Raw genomic sequence first — 14721 nt, forward strand, 5'->3', positions numbered from 1 at the left:
CAACGGCAGAAACGCCGCGAGGCCTCCGTAGTGTCGGATCAAGCGTTAATCGTACCATCTATGTCAGTAGCACCGGGCGGCTTTTCGAACGGGCCGTCTGGGTAAAGCCGGGCGGCCTGGGTACAGGGGTTTCGGACAACGTTCCGGGCGCGACGACCAATAAGGCAGGCGAGGCGCGCGGAATGTCCTTCCGAGGAAACGATCTTGTCGCCCACGTTGCTTATACATCCGGCGCGGGACAGATGACGATTCACTTTGACCCGACCTTCTCGACTTGCGAAGGATCCGTGAGGTTCGGAAGCGAGGGAGGGAGCAAAGCAATCTCTCGGCAAATCAATGGACAAATCCGTCAGGCCCACTCGTTGCAAGCATCCAACGTGACTTGCAGAGTGACATCAGGCAATCCATTGCAATAGCGGGATTACTCCGAGGGATGGAAGCCACGGCGCGACCGATTCCGGGCATCCGCGATCTCGCATCGAAATGAGCGCATCGAGGGCGGAGCTTTAGGATCGAAGCTCGTAGGATGGGTTGAGCTCTTGCGAAACCCATCACGTCGGCGGTTGAAGATGATGAGTATCGCACCACCCATCCTCCGCTCTATCAATCGTCGTCACCCACCCGCTGCCCCGTAAACCGATTGTCGGCGCGGCGCAGCCGCCGGCAGAGCTCGCGATTGATGTTCTGCAGTACGATCACATAAGCGTGGATATCGGCCTTGTAGCAGGCGTAGAGATTTTGCGCGGTCAGCTCGTACAGCACCGTCGGTGCCTCTGCGACCACCGTGGCGGAGCGGTTCTGCATTTCGATCAACGACATTTCGCCGAAGAAATCACCACGCTCCAGAACGGAGATCGGGATGACGCGCCCCGCATGCGCCCGTTTGCTCACCGCCAGCCGGCCGGATTCGACGATGAACATCGAACGTCCTGGCTCGCCCTCCGACACGACGGTCGCGCCGGCATCGAAGCGACGCTGGACCAGCATCGACATCAGAAGGTCGAGGCCTGCGTCCGGCAGACCGCCGAAGAACGGCGTCGCGAGCAGGAACGCTTTCAGGTCGGGGGTACTGACAACCATTGCGAGAGGATACGCCGCGTCGCCATCTGCGACAAGCAGGGCGTTGACGACACCAAACGTCTTTGAGCAAGGCGGTCAGCGAAAGCTTCGTAGGATGGGTAGAGCCCTTGCGAAACCCATCATGCTTCCGCGTAGACAAAGTGTGATGGGTTTCGCTTCGCTCTACCCATCCCACGCACTGCTGCTGCGCAGCGACCGCTTTCGCCAAAGATCCGCGATCACTTTGACGACCGCAGCAAAGACCAGCGCGCACAGCACGGCTTTCGACATCGTCTCCATCGTGCCCTCGATCAAGAGGCAATGGACCACACTGCCGGCGACGATGACGATGGCGAGAGGAATATGGACGATGCGCCAGGTTCGCAGGCGCAGGCCCAATCGCCGGCGCAGCAGCGCCAGCAGTGCGACGGCGAAGATGGCCCACATCGCGGTGACGCCGAAGGGGGAGAACGGCGTCGGCGATGCATAGGTCAGCGCGTCGATCATGTCGGGCGGACTGGTGATCCAGAGGCCGGCGACGTGGATCAATATCGCCGCCACCAGTGCGCCGCCGATCCAGTGATGGGCGCGCCGGCCGCGATAGGCGGACAGGCCCGGCAGATATCCGCCGATCAGCAGGGGCTGAACGAGCACGAGACCGAGGGCGATGATCCCTGCGAAGCCGGCGAGGATGTAAACCGGGCCGCGCCAGGCGAGCTGCTCGCTTGTCGCAGCAAGCGCGATGGGCACACCAATGGCCAAGGCGAGGGCGGCCCAGATCAGGGTCGCCTGAACCGCTCTTCCCTCGCTCATTCGCTGGCCCGGTCAGGCCGACTGAAGGACGAAGTGCGCCTCGAGGCTGGTTTCCTTGGCGCTTCGCATCACCGGCCGCAGGAAGACCGTTCTGAATTCGCCGCTATCATAGGCGAGATGGCCATGCGGCTGGCCGAAGATCGGAATGATCTGCGGCATCTCGAGCCGGAATTTTCCGTCCTTGTCGGTGAGCGTGGCGCCGTGACTCTGCGGCTCGTGCTCCTGACCTTCGACCGTGTGCGCCCAGATCTGGATGCGCTGACCGGCGAGCGGAGCCCCGTCACCGGCGCGGCGTACGGTGCCGCTCATCCAGAAGCCGCCCTTGCCGATCCGCTCAACGACCGCCGCGCCCTTGCGGTAGTTGTTGGCGCCGCCCGACATCGTCTCGGTCGGTGCGATGCCGTCCGCGCGGGCGGGCAACAGCAGGCCGGACACGCCGGCCGTCAGAACGCCGGTTGCGAGGACGGAGCCGCCGGCAGCGAGGAGATTGCGGCGGTTGAGTACGACGATGGTCATGTCAGTTCCTCCTGGCGAGCGTGCAGGGTGTTGCCGAAGGTACAACACCAGGCGCAAAACGCCCAGTTGCGAGGAAGGGCGCCACAGGTCGCAATAACAGTGTTGTGAACGGAGTGCAGGCCATTCGAACAGCATCGCAGGATGGGGCCAGCGAAGCGAACCGATCGATGCCTCGTTCGAGGGCGAAACATGATGGGTTTCGCAAGTGCTCTACCCATCCTGCGCGCGGACACTACATGTGATGTTTCCAGACGCGCATCATCGCGCAGACCTTCACTCCGGTACCCCGCATGATTCCCTTCTCCGTGCTCGACCTCGCGCCCATCCGACAGGGCGGCGACGCGTCACAGGCGTTCCGCAACTCGCTCGATCTGGCGCAGCATGCCGAGGCGTGGGGCTACAAGCGATTCTGGCTGGCCGAGCACCACAACATGACCGGCATCGCCAGCGCGGCGACGTCGGTGGTGATCGGGCATGTCGCGGGCGGGACCAAGACGATCCGGGTCGGGTCCGGCGGGGTCATGCTGCCGAACCATTCGCCGCTCGTCATCGCCGAGCAGTTCGGCACGCTGGAATCGCTTTATCCAGGGCGGATCGATCTCGGGCTCGGCCGCGCGCCCGGCACCGACCAGTTCACGGCGCGGGCGCTGCGCCGCGACCTCGCCACCAGTTCAGAGAACTTTCCGCATGACGTGCTGGAGTTGCAGGCGCTGCTCGGCGATGTGCAACCGAATCAGGCGATCCGCGCCGTGCCCGGCATGGGCACGAAGGTGCCGCTCTGGATCCTTGGGTCGAGCACCTTCGGCGCGCAGCTTGCGGCGATGCTCGGCCTGCCGTTCGCGTTCGCCTCGCATTTCGCGCCGCAGATGATGATGCCGGCGTTGCGCGAATATCGTGCGCGCTTCGAGCCCTCGGCGCAGCTCGACAAGCCCTACGCGATGGTCGGCGTCAATGTGTTCGCCGCGGACAGCGATGCGGAGGCGCAGCGGATGTTCTCCTCGCTGCAGCAGCAGTTCATCAATCTGCGCCGCGGCACGCCGGGGCCCCTCCCGCCACCGACTGACGACATGGACGCGCTGTGGTCGCCGGCGGAAAAGGCAATGGTCGGCCAGTCGCTGTCCTGCTCCGCGGTCGGCTCGCCTGATGTCGTCGAGGAGAAGCTGAAGGCGCTGATCGCCGAGACCGGCGCGGACGAGCTGATGACCACCGGCCAGATCTACGACCACGCCGCGCGGCTGCGCTCCTTCGAGATCGCGGCCGACGTGCGCGACAGGCTGGCGGCGCAGCCGGCCGCGTGATCACTGGCCGAACACGTTGCCCTGGCGGACCTGGCACGAGGTGTTGGTCACCTCGATGCGGATCAGCTCGATCGGCCGGTGCGACGTCAGGCCGGGATAACGGATCGGCGCACTGCCTTCCTTGCCGTGAATGACACGGAGCGTGCAGGAGGATGCGTCGTCGCCGAACGAGACGACGATGCGCCTTGCACCCGAGCCGGCGAACTTCTGGTCGGCGGCAATGCTGCGGCCCTCGAAGCGCCAGTTCAGCACCGACTTTCCCTCGCCCGAGACGGCCGAATTGACCAGGCGGTTGTTACGCCCTTTCCCGACCCTGTTGAAGCGGCTGAAAAAGCGGCCCTGGTCGCTGATGTAGAGCTGAACCTCCGATGTCTGGTGGCCCGGCTTTTCCTCGCCGGTATCCAGAAATTTTTCGGTCCGGCTGTCCGTCCATGACAGATCGACCGAGATGCCGCGCAGCGGCGCCGGGGCAGCGAAAACCTCAGCCGGAGCCAGTCCCGGCAGGACGAGGAGTCCAACAGCGAGTCGCGCGGTCCACCCCTGCATGATTGCCCCTCTGCCGGTCGCCATCTCCTCCGCAGGATATCCCGATTCGTTTACTCGTCCGGAAAGCCGAACAGCTTCGCCGGATTGTGCACCAGAATCTTCTCCAGCTCGGCCTGATCGGGCGCGTAGCGGTACATCAGCTCGAGCAGGTCGGCGTCGTTCGGCGGCTGCTTGACCGACACCGGATGCGGCCAGTCGCTGGCCCAGACGCAGCGGTCAATGGCGGCCTCGATATAGGCGCGCGCGATCGGGATCACGTCGTCGTAAGGAGCACCGGCCTTCGAGGTCTTCTCGCCGAGCGACAGCATCACCCAGAAATTGCCCTTGGCGAGCAGCTCCAGCATCTTGCGCAGGTTCGGATCGTTCCTAGCGGCCTCGGGGTCGGGCCGGGCCATGTGGTCGATCAGCACGGGCACGTCGAGATTTTCGTATTTGGCCACGCTGGACATGATGCCGTCCTTCTCGGGCTGGATCTTGACGTACCAGCCGAGCTCGCGGATGCGCGCAATCGCGCGGGCAAAGTCCGCATCCGACAGCACCGCGCCGAGCTCCTGGCGGAAGCTGAAGCGCGCGCCGCGCACGCCGGCGTCATGCAGCGTGGCAAGATAGGAGTCGCTCGCCTCGGCGAACACCAGCGCGTTGGCGCAGCCGCGATAGTTCGGGCCCATGGCGGCGAGACCGTCGAGCACGACGGAATGATCCGCGCCATAGGTCGTGGTCTGCACGATGATGCCGCGCTCGATGCCGAGCGTCTTGTGGACGCGCAGCGCCGCTTCCCAGGTGGCCGTCGGCATCCGGTAGGCCGCGCCGGGACGCTCCGGATATTTGTCGATGGGACCCAGCACATGAAACTGGCTGTCGACGGTCTTCGGCGGCGGTGCCTTGACCGGGCGGCGCGGATTGGGATCGAACGGCAGATAGGTCGGCATGCGCTACGCTCCTTCAGTCGATCATTGCGGTGAAGTCGCACTGCACCAGCGCGCCGCCGTCCATGTTGTCCATCGGCAGGGCGTGGCGCGCCGGGCGCGAATGCTCGTCCGGAAACATCTTGAGCCATTCGACATTGACCGGGCCGCGCTGCGTGCGGTCCTTCAGCCATACCGTCATCTTGATGATGTCGTCGGTGGTGCCGCCGGCGGCCTCCACCGTCGCCTTCATATGCGCGAACATGTTGGCGCATTGCGCATCCAGGCTCTCGGGCATCACGCCGGCCGCATCGCGGCCGAGGATGACGCCCGACATCACGAGATTGCCGATGCGGCAGGCGTTCGGGATCGGATTGGCGTGCTTAAAGCCGCCGATATGGATGCTCTTGCGCCGCGTTTGACCTGTCATGGTGCGCTCCCTCTTATTGTTGGTTCAGACGAACTGACACGACACCGAGCCGAACGCGCCGTAATCGGCATGAAACGTGTCGCCGCGGCGGATGTCGACCGGACGCGTGAACGATCCCGCCAGCACGATTTCGCCGGCCGCCAGATGCTCGTCATGCGGCGCGAGGCGGTTGGCGAGCCAGGCGATACCATTGGCGGGGTGATTGAGCACGCCGGCGGCAAGCCCCGTCTCCTCGACCTCGCCGTTGCGGAACAAGAGCGCGCCGATCCAGCGGAGATCCGCATCCAGGGGGCGGAACGGCCGGCCGCCGAGCACCAGCGCGGCGTTCGCCGCATTGTCCGAGATCGTGTCCATGACCTTTCGCGTCTTGCCGGTCTCGGGATCGACGCGGTGCATGCGCGTCTCCAGGATTTCGAGCGCCGGCGTGACGTAATCGGTGGCGTTGAGCACGTCGAAGATGGTGCAGTCGGGCCCGCGCAGCGGCGCCTTCAGCACGAAGGCGAGCTCGACCTCGATCCGCGGTGCGTGGAAGCGGTCGAACGGAATCGGCGTGGCGTCGGCATAGAACATGTCGGCGAACAGCACGCCATAGTCGGGCTCGGAGATGCCGACCGCGTTCTGCATCGCCTTCGAGGTCAGGCCGATCTTGTGGCCCTTGATGATGCGGCCGCGCGCGAGCTGGAGTTTTGTCCAGGCGCGCTGGACGGCATAGGCATCCTCGATGCTGAAATCGGGATAGTCCTTCGTGAACATCGGGATCAGCGCCTTGGTGCGCTCGGCCTCATCGAGGCGCGCGGCCAGGCGTTCGATCGTGGCGGCATCCAGCATGGGTTTACTGCTCCGCGGCGACGACGTTGCGCAGCACGCCGATGCGGCGCGACTCGACCTCGACGACGTCGCCAACTTTCAACCAGCGCGGCGGATCGAAGCGCACGCCCGCCCCGGTGGGCGTGCCGGTCACGATCATGTCGCCGGGCTTCAACGTTGCGAAGGTCGAGAGATACGAGATCAGGAAGTCGAACGGAAACATCAATCGTTCGGTGGTGTCCTGCTGCCGCACCTCGCCGTTGACGCGGGTGACGATGTCGTGCGGCCCGCGCGGATCGAGCTCGTCGGCCGTGACGAGCCAGGGACCGATGCTGCCGGAGCGATCGAAATTCTTGCCCTGGGTGACGTTGAACTTGCCGTGGCGCAGCCAGTCGCGGACCGTGCCCTCGTTGCATAAAGTCATGCCGAAGATGTGCGAAAAGGCCTTTTCGCGCGGGATGTGACGGCCGCCCTGCCCGATCACGATGACAAGCTCGCCTTCGTAATCGAGTTGCTCGGAGACTTTGGGCTTCTCGAGCGGCTGGCCGGAGCCTGTCATCGAGGACATGCTGCGGACGAACAGGCTGGGATATTTGGGCAGGTCCGAATTGTCCTTATATTCGGCATTGCGCTCGGCGTAGTTGACGCCGATGCACCAGAGCTTTTCCGGCGCCAGCACCGGCGGCAGCAGGACGAGGTTTTCGAGTGCGTAGTCCGGCTTTTGTCCGGCCACCGCCTCCTGCGCATCGGCGAGCGCGTTAGCCGCGATCAGCGCCTTGACGTCTGAATAGTCACGGCCGATCCGCTTGGTCAGATCGACGACGCCGCCTTCGATCGCCGCGCCGTAGCGGGGCTCACCGTCCACCAGATAGCTTACGAGTCGCATGATCGTTCTCCAATAGTCTGGCGGCGCGGCCCAGGGCTGCGCGCTCAGTCTTTCGATTTGGGCGTCTGGAACACGGTGTTCAGCGTCACGATCTCGCCGAGTGTGGCGTAACGCGGCCCGCCGATGCGCGCGATCGGATCGAGCGCCTTGGTCTCGACCTTGCCGTCATTCACGAGGCCGTCGCGGATGTGGAACATCACGACCTCGCCGACGATCAGCCGGCTGCGGGCCTCGCCGAATTCCAGGCACTGGCGGAAGACGCACTCCATCGCGACCGGTGCCGCCGCAAGCCGTCGCACCTTGATACGCTCGCAGGGCAGCGTCTCCAGCCCGAGATGCTCGACCTCGCTCACCTCGGGCGGATGCTCGACCGAGCTGTCGTGCACCGCGGACATCAGCGGCGTATCGGCGATGTGGATCACATATTCCTCGATGTCGAGGATGTTGTGCGCGGTGTCCTTGTAGTCCGCGCCTTTGCGGCCGACGCTGATGGCGAGCATCGGCGGCTTCTGCGAGACGAAGGTGAAGGCGCTGAACGGCGCGAGGTTGAGCACGCCGGAGCGCGACAGGCTCGTCACCCACGCGATCGGGCGCGGCACCACGATGCCGGTCATCAGCCGGTAGATGCGCTCCGCGCCGAGCTCGGTGGGATCGATCCGCATCGCTCAGTCAGCCTTGATGTTGGCCTTGCGCACGACCGGAATCCACTTGGCGTCCTCGCGCGCGAGATAGGCCTTGAACTCGTCGGGCGTCATCGGCGTGGCTTCGCCGCCGAGCTTCTCGAACTTGTCGATGACGGCGGGGTCCTTCAGGATCGCGACCAGCGTCTCGTGCAGCTTGTCCACGATCGGCGCCGGCGTGCCGGCAGGCGCGAACAGGCCCGTAAAGGTCTGGCCGTCAAAGTCCTTGTAGCCGAGCTCGGCGAAGGTCGGGACATCCGGCAGCGATTTCAGGCGATGCGGGCTGGTGACGGCGAGCGCGCGGAACAGGCCGGCCTTGATGTGCTGGAGGCTGACCGTGAGCTGGTCGAAGGCGAACTGCACCTGGCCGCCGAGCAGGTCGTTGATCGCCGGCGCGTTGCCGCGATAATGCGCGGTGACCCATTGCAGGTCGAGGTTCGACTGCATCAGCTCGCTGAGCAGATGGTTGGTGGTGCCGGGGCCGGGCGAGGCCATCGTCAGCTTGCCGGGCTCGCGCTTGGCGAGATCGATGAATTCCCTAAAGGTGTTGGCCTGCACCGACGGATGCACCTCGAGCACCAGCGGCGTCATCGAGATGGTCGAGATCGGCAAAAAGTCCTTCTTCCAGTTATAGGCGTCGCGCTTGTTGATCTCGGTCGCGAACAGCACCGGACCGTTGGCGCCGACGAACAGCGTGTAGCCGTCGGGCGCCGATTTCGCGAAGGCCTCGCCCGCGATCATGCCGCCGGCGCCGGCCTTGTTCTCGATGATGAAGGGCTGGCCGAGCTTTTCCTGCAGCTTGTCGGCGATAATGCGCGCGGCGCTGTCGACGTTGCCGCCGGCCGGATAGGGCACGATCAGCTTGACGTTGCGCGCCGGCCATTGCTGGCCCGAGGCGGGTCCCGCCAGCATCGCGGCTGCGGCAGCTATGGCAATCCAGATTAATCTCATGTTAACCTCCCGGCGGCGCTTCCAATTCCATATCGAGTGCCCTGACGTCGCGCATGGCACTCGATCGCGGCGCAATCTCCAGATGAGCGCTTGTCCTGTCGAGTGAATTGTGGCGTTGTTGTCCATATTATGGACAAGACATCCGCCAGATCCACCCGCGTGACAGAACCGCGACAAGGCGCGCAGGCGATCCGGCGCGCGCTCGCCGTGCTGCGCATTCTTGCTGCCGGCCGCGAGGACGGTGTGCCATTGGCCGAGGTGGTGCGGACGACCTCCCTCACCCGTCCGACCGTGCATCGCATCGTCCACGTGCTGATCGAGGAAGGCATCGTCGAACGGCACGGCAAAACCGGTCGCTACGCGATCGGCAACCAAGTGCCGGAGCTCGCGCTCGCGCGTCCGCGGCCCTCGCGGCTGCTGATCGCCGCCAATCCGTCGCTGCAACGTGCCTCCGCCGAGATCGGCGACACGCTGTTCCTCACGGTGCGGACCGGCAACGACACGCTGTGCGTCGATCGCAGGATCGGAATCTATCCGATCCAGGTGCTGTCGATCGAGGTCGGCGCCCGCCGGCCGCTCGGCGTCTCCAGCGCGGGTGTCGCCATCCTCGCCGCGATGCCGGCGCAGGACGCGCGGAAGATCGTCGCGGCCAACGAGAAGAGGTTCGAGTCCTACCGGACCGACGTTGCGACGGTGCTCGGCGAGGTCACCGCCGCGCGGCGGCTGGGATATGGCATGAGGGAGATCGGTCTCGTTCAGGGCACGAAATCGATCTCCACCTGGATCAAGACCCCGGACGGCCGACCCGCTGCCGCGATGACCGTCTCCGCCGTTCGGACGAGGCTCGGCCCGCGCCGAGAGCAGGAGGTCGTAGAGATTCTGCTGCGGGAGGCGCGGATCATCGAGCAGGCGATCGGCGGCTAGCTTCGCCTCTCCCCGTAAGAACGGGGCGAGGGGGCGCACCGCCGTTTCGGCGCTGTCAATGGGCTGACGTCCCGCGCCGTTTTGTGGCACAAGAGCCGCCTCGCGACCGACCAACGAGGCCACGCATGCCCGCGCCAAAACCGCCTGCCTTCGAGACCCTGAGCCTGCATGCGGGCCAGCATCCGGATCCCGCGACCGGGGCCCGCGCGGTGCCGATTTACCAGACCACGTCCTACGTGTTCCAGGATTCCGACCACGCCGCCGCGCTGTTCAACCTCGAGCGCGCCGGCCACATCTATACGCGCATCTCCAATCCGACCACCGGCGTGCTGGAGGAGCGGCTGGCAGCGCTCGAAGGCGGCGTCGGCGCGATCTGCACCGCGAGCGGCATGGCCGCGCTGCATCTGGCCATCGCGACGCTGCTCAACGCCGGCGACCACATCGTGGCGTCGAGTTCGCTCTATGGCGGCACCATCAACCTCCTGGCGCACACGCTGCCGCGCTTCGGCATCACCACGACCTTCGTCAAGCCGCGCGACCTCGACGCGTTCCGCGCGGCGATCAAGTCGAACACCAAGCTCGTGATCGGCGAAACCATCGGCAATCCCGGCCTCGAGGTGCTCGATATTCCCAAGGTCGCGGCGATCGCGCATGAGGCAAAGATTCCGCTATTGATCGACAACACTTTTGCCACGCCCTATCTCAGCCGGCCCATCGAGTTAGGGGCCGACATCGTGATGCATTCGGCGACCAAATGGATCGGCGGTCACGGCATCGCGATCGGCGGCGCCATCGTCGACGGCGGCCGCTTCGACTGGCGCGGCTCCGGCAAATTCGCCGTCCTGACCGAGCCCTATGGCGGCTATCACGGCATCGTCTTCGACGAGCAGTTCGGCACGGCGGCCTTCATCATGCGCGCGCGCACCGAAGGCCTGCGCGACTTCGGCGCCTGCCTGTCGCCGACCAACGCGTTCCAGCTTCTCCAGGGCGTCGAGACGTTAGGGGTGCGCATGGACCGCCACATGCAGAACACGCATCTGGTGCTGGAGGCGTTGAAAGCCAACAAGGCCGTCGACTGGGTGCTGCATCCTTCGCTTGAGGACCACACCGACTATCAGCTCGCAAAGACCCTGCTGCCGCGCGGCGCCGGCTCGATCATCTCCTTCGGCATCAAGGGCGGACGGCCCGCGGGGCGCAAGTTCATCGAGTCCCTGCGCATGATCAGCCATCTCGCCAATGTCGGCGACGCCAAGACGCTGGTGATCCACCCCGCCTCGACCACGCATCAGCAGATGGACGCCGCGCAGCTCAAGGCGGCCGGCATCGGCGAGGAGCTGGTGCGGCTGTCGGTCGGCATCGAGACGGCCTCTGACATCATCGACGATCTCGCGCAGGCGCTGCGCATCTCGCAAAAGGTCTGACGCCATGAAGCTTTCCGTCAACGGCCTTGAGGTGTTTGCCGCAACGGGCGGCCGCGACTTCGACAAGTCGCTGCCCGCGGTCGTCTTCCTCCATGGCGCCGGCTTCGATCATTCGACCTGGGCGCTGCACACGCGCTGGTTCGCCCATCACGGCTTTGCCGTGCTGGCGCCTGATATGCCCGGCCACGGCCGATCTCCTGGGCCTTCACTTGGCAGTATCGCCGAAATGGCGGACTGGACGGCGGCGTTGCTCGATGCCGCGGGGGCCGCGAAGGCGCATCTGATCGGCCATTCCATGGGATCGCTGATCTCACTGGAGACCGCCGCGCGGCATCCCGACAAGGTCTCCGCGCTAAGCCTGATCGGCACGGCCGCAACCATGACGGTCGGCCCTGATCTGCTGAAAGCGGCTGAGGCCAATTCGCAGGACGCAAACGACATGGTTTCGATCTGGGGCCTTGGCTTCAACGCCGAGCTCGGCGGCAGCCTCGCGCCGGGCCTGTGGATGCACGGCGGCGCGCAGGCCGTGCTTCAGGCTTGCGAACCTGGCGTGCTGTTCAGGGATTTGACGGCCTGCAACGCTTACGCAAATGCGCTCAACGCTGCCGCGAACGTGAAGGTGCCGACGACCCTCATCCTCGGCGAGCGGGACATGATGACACCAGCGAAGGCGGGCAAGGCGCTCGCGGCGGCGATCCCGCATGCGAAGACTGTCGTGGTGCCGGGCGCTGGCCACATGATCATGGCCGAGCGCCCGGATGAATTGCTGGCGGCGCTGCGGAACTGAAAAGGATCAATCGTCGGCCTTACGCGTTGCGCCGAGACATCCCTCTGATTTTTGAAGGGAACTCGACTCATGCCAAGGCAGAACATCATCCGCAAAGCCAGGCAGGACAAGCGCGCCGGAAAATCAGCCAGCACGCAAGCCGGCGAATTCGTCAAGGACGAGATCGACAGGATCCGTAAAGGCAAGCACGGCGCACGCTCGACGAAACAGGCCATCGCCATCGGCCTCTCCGAGGCGCGCCGCGCCGGTGTCGATCTGCCGCCGCCGCGCAAGGGACGCACCAAAAAATCGACGCGCCGCAGCGCCAAATACGCTTATGACGTCGGCCAGGGCAAACGCACCCCGAAGCGCCGGCCGCGCGTGTCGCGCGCCGTCGAAGGCGTGTTGAAGAAGGGGCCGCGCTCGACCGCATCGCGCAGCGCGCTGTCGAAACAGGCGAAGAACGCCGCCAGCCGGCGAACCGCGGCATCGCGTTCGGCCGCCGCGCGCAAGGCAAGCCACACCAAGGGTGCCAAGGTCCGCTCCACCGCCGCAAAGAAGGCGGCGCGCACCAGGGCGCGCCGCCGGAGCTGATCAGCTTGGACGACGGCTCCGCTCGGAGAACACGGCGTGGGCGGCGCGCTCAGCTGCGCGCGCCGAGCGGAACTGGCGGCCTTCGAGGCTGTCGAACAGACGTTCGGAGGAGAAGAAGCGGAAGCCGCGCTCGTCTCGCGTGACGATGCCGGCGGCGCGGTCGTGGATTTCGATAATGTAGGCGTTCGACTGGGATTGGGACATGACTGCTCGTTCGCCAAAGTTCGACGTTCCTGTCTTGAGGATTTGGGCTGCGTGAAAAGTTGCTGGGACGCGGTCAGCAACGACAACAGGCGCCCGTAGCCGCCGAGAAACAGCGCCGCGCCATGCACGCATGCATGTCGTTCTGATTGCGCTGGTGATCGGTTCTCATTGCGGCATCAAGCTCAAGGAGCAGTTTCAATGCTCCGAATATCGAGCGATCGGCGCGTCTGGTCAATGAAATGGCTATCCATATTCGAGATGAGCACGCAGGGGCGCTTCTCCCGCCGCGAGCGCTGACAGCCGGATTCATCTCGCGATGAGTTCAACACCGGCGCGCGGATCGCATGATACGCTGCAGCAGCCACCAGGCAGACAATTCGGGAGGACCGGACATGGCGGATGACTTGAAGGGACGCACGGCGCTCGTCACCGGCGGCTCGCGCGGGATCGGCGCGGCTGTCTGTCGTGCACTCGCGGCATCAGGCGCGGCCGTGGCAATCAATTGCCGCGAGCAGATCGGACAAGCCGAGCAACTGGCGAGCGAGATCGTCAAGCAAGGTGGCCGTGCCATCGCAATCGCTGCCGACGTGTCGCGACGCGACGCCGTGGCCGGCATGGTCGAACGAATCACGGCCGAGCTCGGCCCCATCGACATCCTGGTCAACAATGCCGGCATCGCCATCACGCGCAGCCTCGACGACCTCACCGAGGAGGATTTCGACCGCACCATGCTGGTCAATCTGAAATCGGTCTTCCTGTGCACGCAAGCGGTGCTGCCGGCGATGCGCGCCCGGAAATGGGGCCGTATCGTCAACATCTCCTCCGGCGCGGCGCGCGGCGGCGGCTCGATCGGGCCGCACTACAACGCATCCAAGGCCGGCATGGAGGGCCTCATGCGAGGTTATGCGGCGCGGCTGGTCAAGGACGGCATCACGGTCAACGCGGTGGCACCGTCGCTGATCGAGACCGACATGATGAGCGGCCAGAAGCAGCTCGTCAGCCGCATCCCGCTCGGACGCTTCGGCACGGCGGAGGAGGTGGCGAAAGCGGTGATGCTGCTGGTCGACAACGCCTACATGACCGGGCAGACGGTCGCACTGAGCGGCGGGATGGCGTTTAACTGAGAGAACAGTATCCGCGGCGCGCGCCCTCTTCACCTCGCCCCGCTTCCGGGGAGAGGTCGACGCGCTCGCAGAGCGCGGCGGGTGAGGGGGTACAGGTCTCTCGACGAGCTCTCATGCGGAGAGAGGCCCCTCGCCCCGCCCTCTCCCCGCAAGAGCGGGGAGACGGGAGAGCGCGGACCATCACCACATCGTCGCAGCAGCCCGCTCCGGCCAGGCGCGATCATAGTCCGCACCGCCGACTGTGTTCGCACTCATCTCTGCAAGAATCTGGCCCGGCGTCGGCAGCGTCTTCGGATCGATCCGCTTGTCGGGATTCCAGAGGTCGGAGCGGACGATGGCGCGAGCGCACTGGAAGTAGATTTCGTCCACACGCATCACCATGACGCTGCGCGGCGCCTTGCCCTCCACCTTGAACGAGGCCAGCAGCTCGGGATCGACGGAGAGATGCGCGCGGCCGTTGGCGCGCACCGCGTTGCCGGAGCCGGGGATCAGAAACATCAGCGACACCCTGGGGTCGCGCACGATGTTGCGCAGGGAATCGACGCGGTTGTTGCCGCGGCGATCCGGCAGCATCAGCGTCTTCGGGTCATGGATGCGGACGAAGCCGGGGAGATCGCCGCGCGGCGAGCAGTCGATGCCTTCGGGCCCGATGGTGGCAAGCGCCGCAAACGGCGCCTTCTCGATGTAGATCCGGTAGAGCGGCGTGACATGGTCGGCAACTTTGACGGTCGAGGCGTCATTGGTGACGCCGTAGATGGCCTCGAGCTGTTCGACCGTTTCAATCACCGACATTCCGT

The 14721-nt window shown here is 65.2% G+C and carries 18 protein-coding genes; 6 read left to right on the forward strand and 12 right to left on the reverse strand.

Annotated features, from left to right (window positions below; translation table 11 throughout):
• Positions 1-603: 603 nt before the first annotated feature.
• The 3 genes from I3J27_RS36565 to I3J27_RS36575 form a co-directional block, all read right to left on the reverse strand.
• Positions 604-1080 carry a Crp/Fnr family transcriptional regulator gene (locus tag I3J27_RS36565; RefSeq protein ID WP_270163653.1) on the reverse strand — a complete coding sequence of 159 codons (477 nt, stop codon included), beginning with the start codon at positions 1078-1080 and terminating at the stop codon, positions 604-606.
• Positions 1081-1242: 162 nt separating this feature from the next.
• Positions 1243-1872, reverse strand: coding sequence for a ferric reductase-like transmembrane domain-containing protein (locus I3J27_RS36570; protein ID WP_270163654.1), 630 nt, complete (start codon positions 1870-1872; stop codon positions 1243-1245).
• A gap of 12 nt (positions 1873-1884) precedes the next feature.
• Positions 1885-2388: a peptidase associated/transthyretin-like domain-containing protein gene (locus tag I3J27_RS36575; protein WP_270163655.1), complete on the reverse strand. Its 504-nt coding sequence runs from the start codon at positions 2386-2388 to the stop codon at positions 1885-1887.
• Positions 2389-2678: 290 nt separating this feature from the next.
• Between I3J27_RS36575 and I3J27_RS36580 the strand changes: the two genes are divergently transcribed.
• Complete coding sequence (locus tag I3J27_RS36580; RefSeq protein WP_270163656.1) at positions 2679-3686, forward strand: LLM class flavin-dependent oxidoreductase; 1008 nt, start codon at positions 2679-2681, stop codon at positions 3684-3686.
• Here I3J27_RS36580 and I3J27_RS36585 read toward each other — a convergent pair whose 3' ends face one another.
• From I3J27_RS36585 to I3J27_RS36615, 7 genes are read right to left on the reverse strand one after another with little or no spacing between them, the layout of a single operon-like run.
• Positions 3687-4232: a hypothetical protein gene (locus I3J27_RS36585; RefSeq protein ID WP_270163657.1), complete on the reverse strand. Its 546-nt coding sequence runs from the start codon at positions 4230-4232 to the stop codon at positions 3687-3689.
• A gap of 50 nt (positions 4233-4282) precedes the next feature.
• A complete protein-coding gene (locus tag I3J27_RS36590) occupies positions 4283-5161 on the reverse strand; it encodes an amidohydrolase family protein (protein ID WP_270163658.1) in 879 nt (292 codons plus the stop codon).
• Between the two features lie 13 nt (positions 5162-5174).
• Entirely contained in the window at positions 5175-5567 is a 393-nt protein-coding gene (locus I3J27_RS36595; RefSeq protein ID WP_270163659.1) for a RidA family protein, read from the reverse strand.
• 24 nt (positions 5568-5591) lie between these two features.
• Positions 5592-6395 carry a 2-oxo-hept-4-ene-1,7-dioate hydratase gene (gene hpaH, locus I3J27_RS36600; protein ID WP_270163660.1) on the reverse strand — a complete coding sequence of 268 codons (804 nt, stop codon included), beginning with the start codon at positions 6393-6395 and terminating at the stop codon, positions 5592-5594.
• A 4-nt stretch (positions 6396-6399) separates the two neighbouring features.
• Complete coding sequence (locus tag I3J27_RS36605; protein WP_270163661.1) at positions 6400-7260, reverse strand: fumarylacetoacetate hydrolase family protein; 861 nt, start codon at positions 7258-7260, stop codon at positions 6400-6402.
• Between the two features lie 44 nt (positions 7261-7304).
• Positions 7305-7922, reverse strand: coding sequence for a flavin reductase family protein (locus I3J27_RS36610; RefSeq protein WP_270163662.1), 618 nt, complete (start codon positions 7920-7922; stop codon positions 7305-7307).
• Positions 7923-7925: 3 nt separating this feature from the next.
• Complete coding sequence (locus tag I3J27_RS36615; protein WP_270163663.1) at positions 7926-8891, reverse strand: Bug family tripartite tricarboxylate transporter substrate binding protein; 966 nt, start codon at positions 8889-8891, stop codon at positions 7926-7928.
• A gap of 129 nt (positions 8892-9020) precedes the next feature.
• Here I3J27_RS36615 and I3J27_RS36620 point away from each other — a divergent pair, with 129 nt between their 5' ends.
• From I3J27_RS36620 to I3J27_RS36635, 4 genes are all read left to right on the forward strand, one after another.
• Complete coding sequence (locus I3J27_RS36620; protein WP_270163664.1) at positions 9021-9815, forward strand: IclR family transcriptional regulator; 795 nt, start codon at positions 9021-9023, stop codon at positions 9813-9815.
• Positions 9816-9940: 125 nt separating this feature from the next.
• A complete protein-coding gene (locus tag I3J27_RS36625; RefSeq protein WP_270163665.1) occupies positions 9941-11236 on the forward strand; it encodes an O-acetylhomoserine aminocarboxypropyltransferase in 1296 nt (431 codons plus the stop codon).
• Between the two features lie 4 nt (positions 11237-11240).
• Positions 11241-12023: an alpha/beta fold hydrolase gene (locus I3J27_RS36630; protein WP_270163667.1), complete on the forward strand. Its 783-nt coding sequence runs from the start codon at positions 11241-11243 to the stop codon at positions 12021-12023.
• A gap of 69 nt (positions 12024-12092) precedes the next feature.
• Entirely contained in the window at positions 12093-12596 is a 504-nt protein-coding gene (locus tag I3J27_RS36635) for a DUF6496 domain-containing protein (RefSeq protein ID WP_270163668.1), read from the forward strand.
• Here the strand turns inward: I3J27_RS36635 and I3J27_RS36640 are convergent, their stop codons facing one another.
• Positions 12597-12800, reverse strand: coding sequence for a hypothetical protein (locus tag I3J27_RS36640; RefSeq protein WP_270163669.1), 204 nt, complete (start codon positions 12798-12800; stop codon positions 12597-12599).
• Positions 12801-13192: 392 nt separating this feature from the next.
• Between I3J27_RS36640 and I3J27_RS36645 the strand changes: the two genes are divergently transcribed.
• Positions 13193-13924, forward strand: a complete 732-nt coding sequence (locus tag I3J27_RS36645; protein ID WP_270163670.1) for an SDR family NAD(P)-dependent oxidoreductase — start codon at positions 13193-13195, stop codon at positions 13922-13924.
• A gap of 180 nt (positions 13925-14104) precedes the next feature.
• Here the strand turns inward: I3J27_RS36645 and I3J27_RS36650 are convergent, their stop codons facing one another.
• On the reverse strand, positions 14105-14716 hold the full coding sequence (locus I3J27_RS36650) for a pyridoxamine 5'-phosphate oxidase family protein (RefSeq protein ID WP_270163671.1): 612 nt from the start codon (positions 14714-14716) through the stop codon (positions 14105-14107).
• Between the last annotated feature and the right edge of the window lie 5 nt (positions 14717-14721).

Origin of the sequence: Bradyrhizobium xenonodulans (assembly GCF_027594865.1) — a bacterium.
In the GTDB taxonomy this organism is placed as follows: domain Bacteria; phylum Pseudomonadota; class Alphaproteobacteria; order Rhizobiales; family Xanthobacteraceae; genus Bradyrhizobium; species Bradyrhizobium xenonodulans.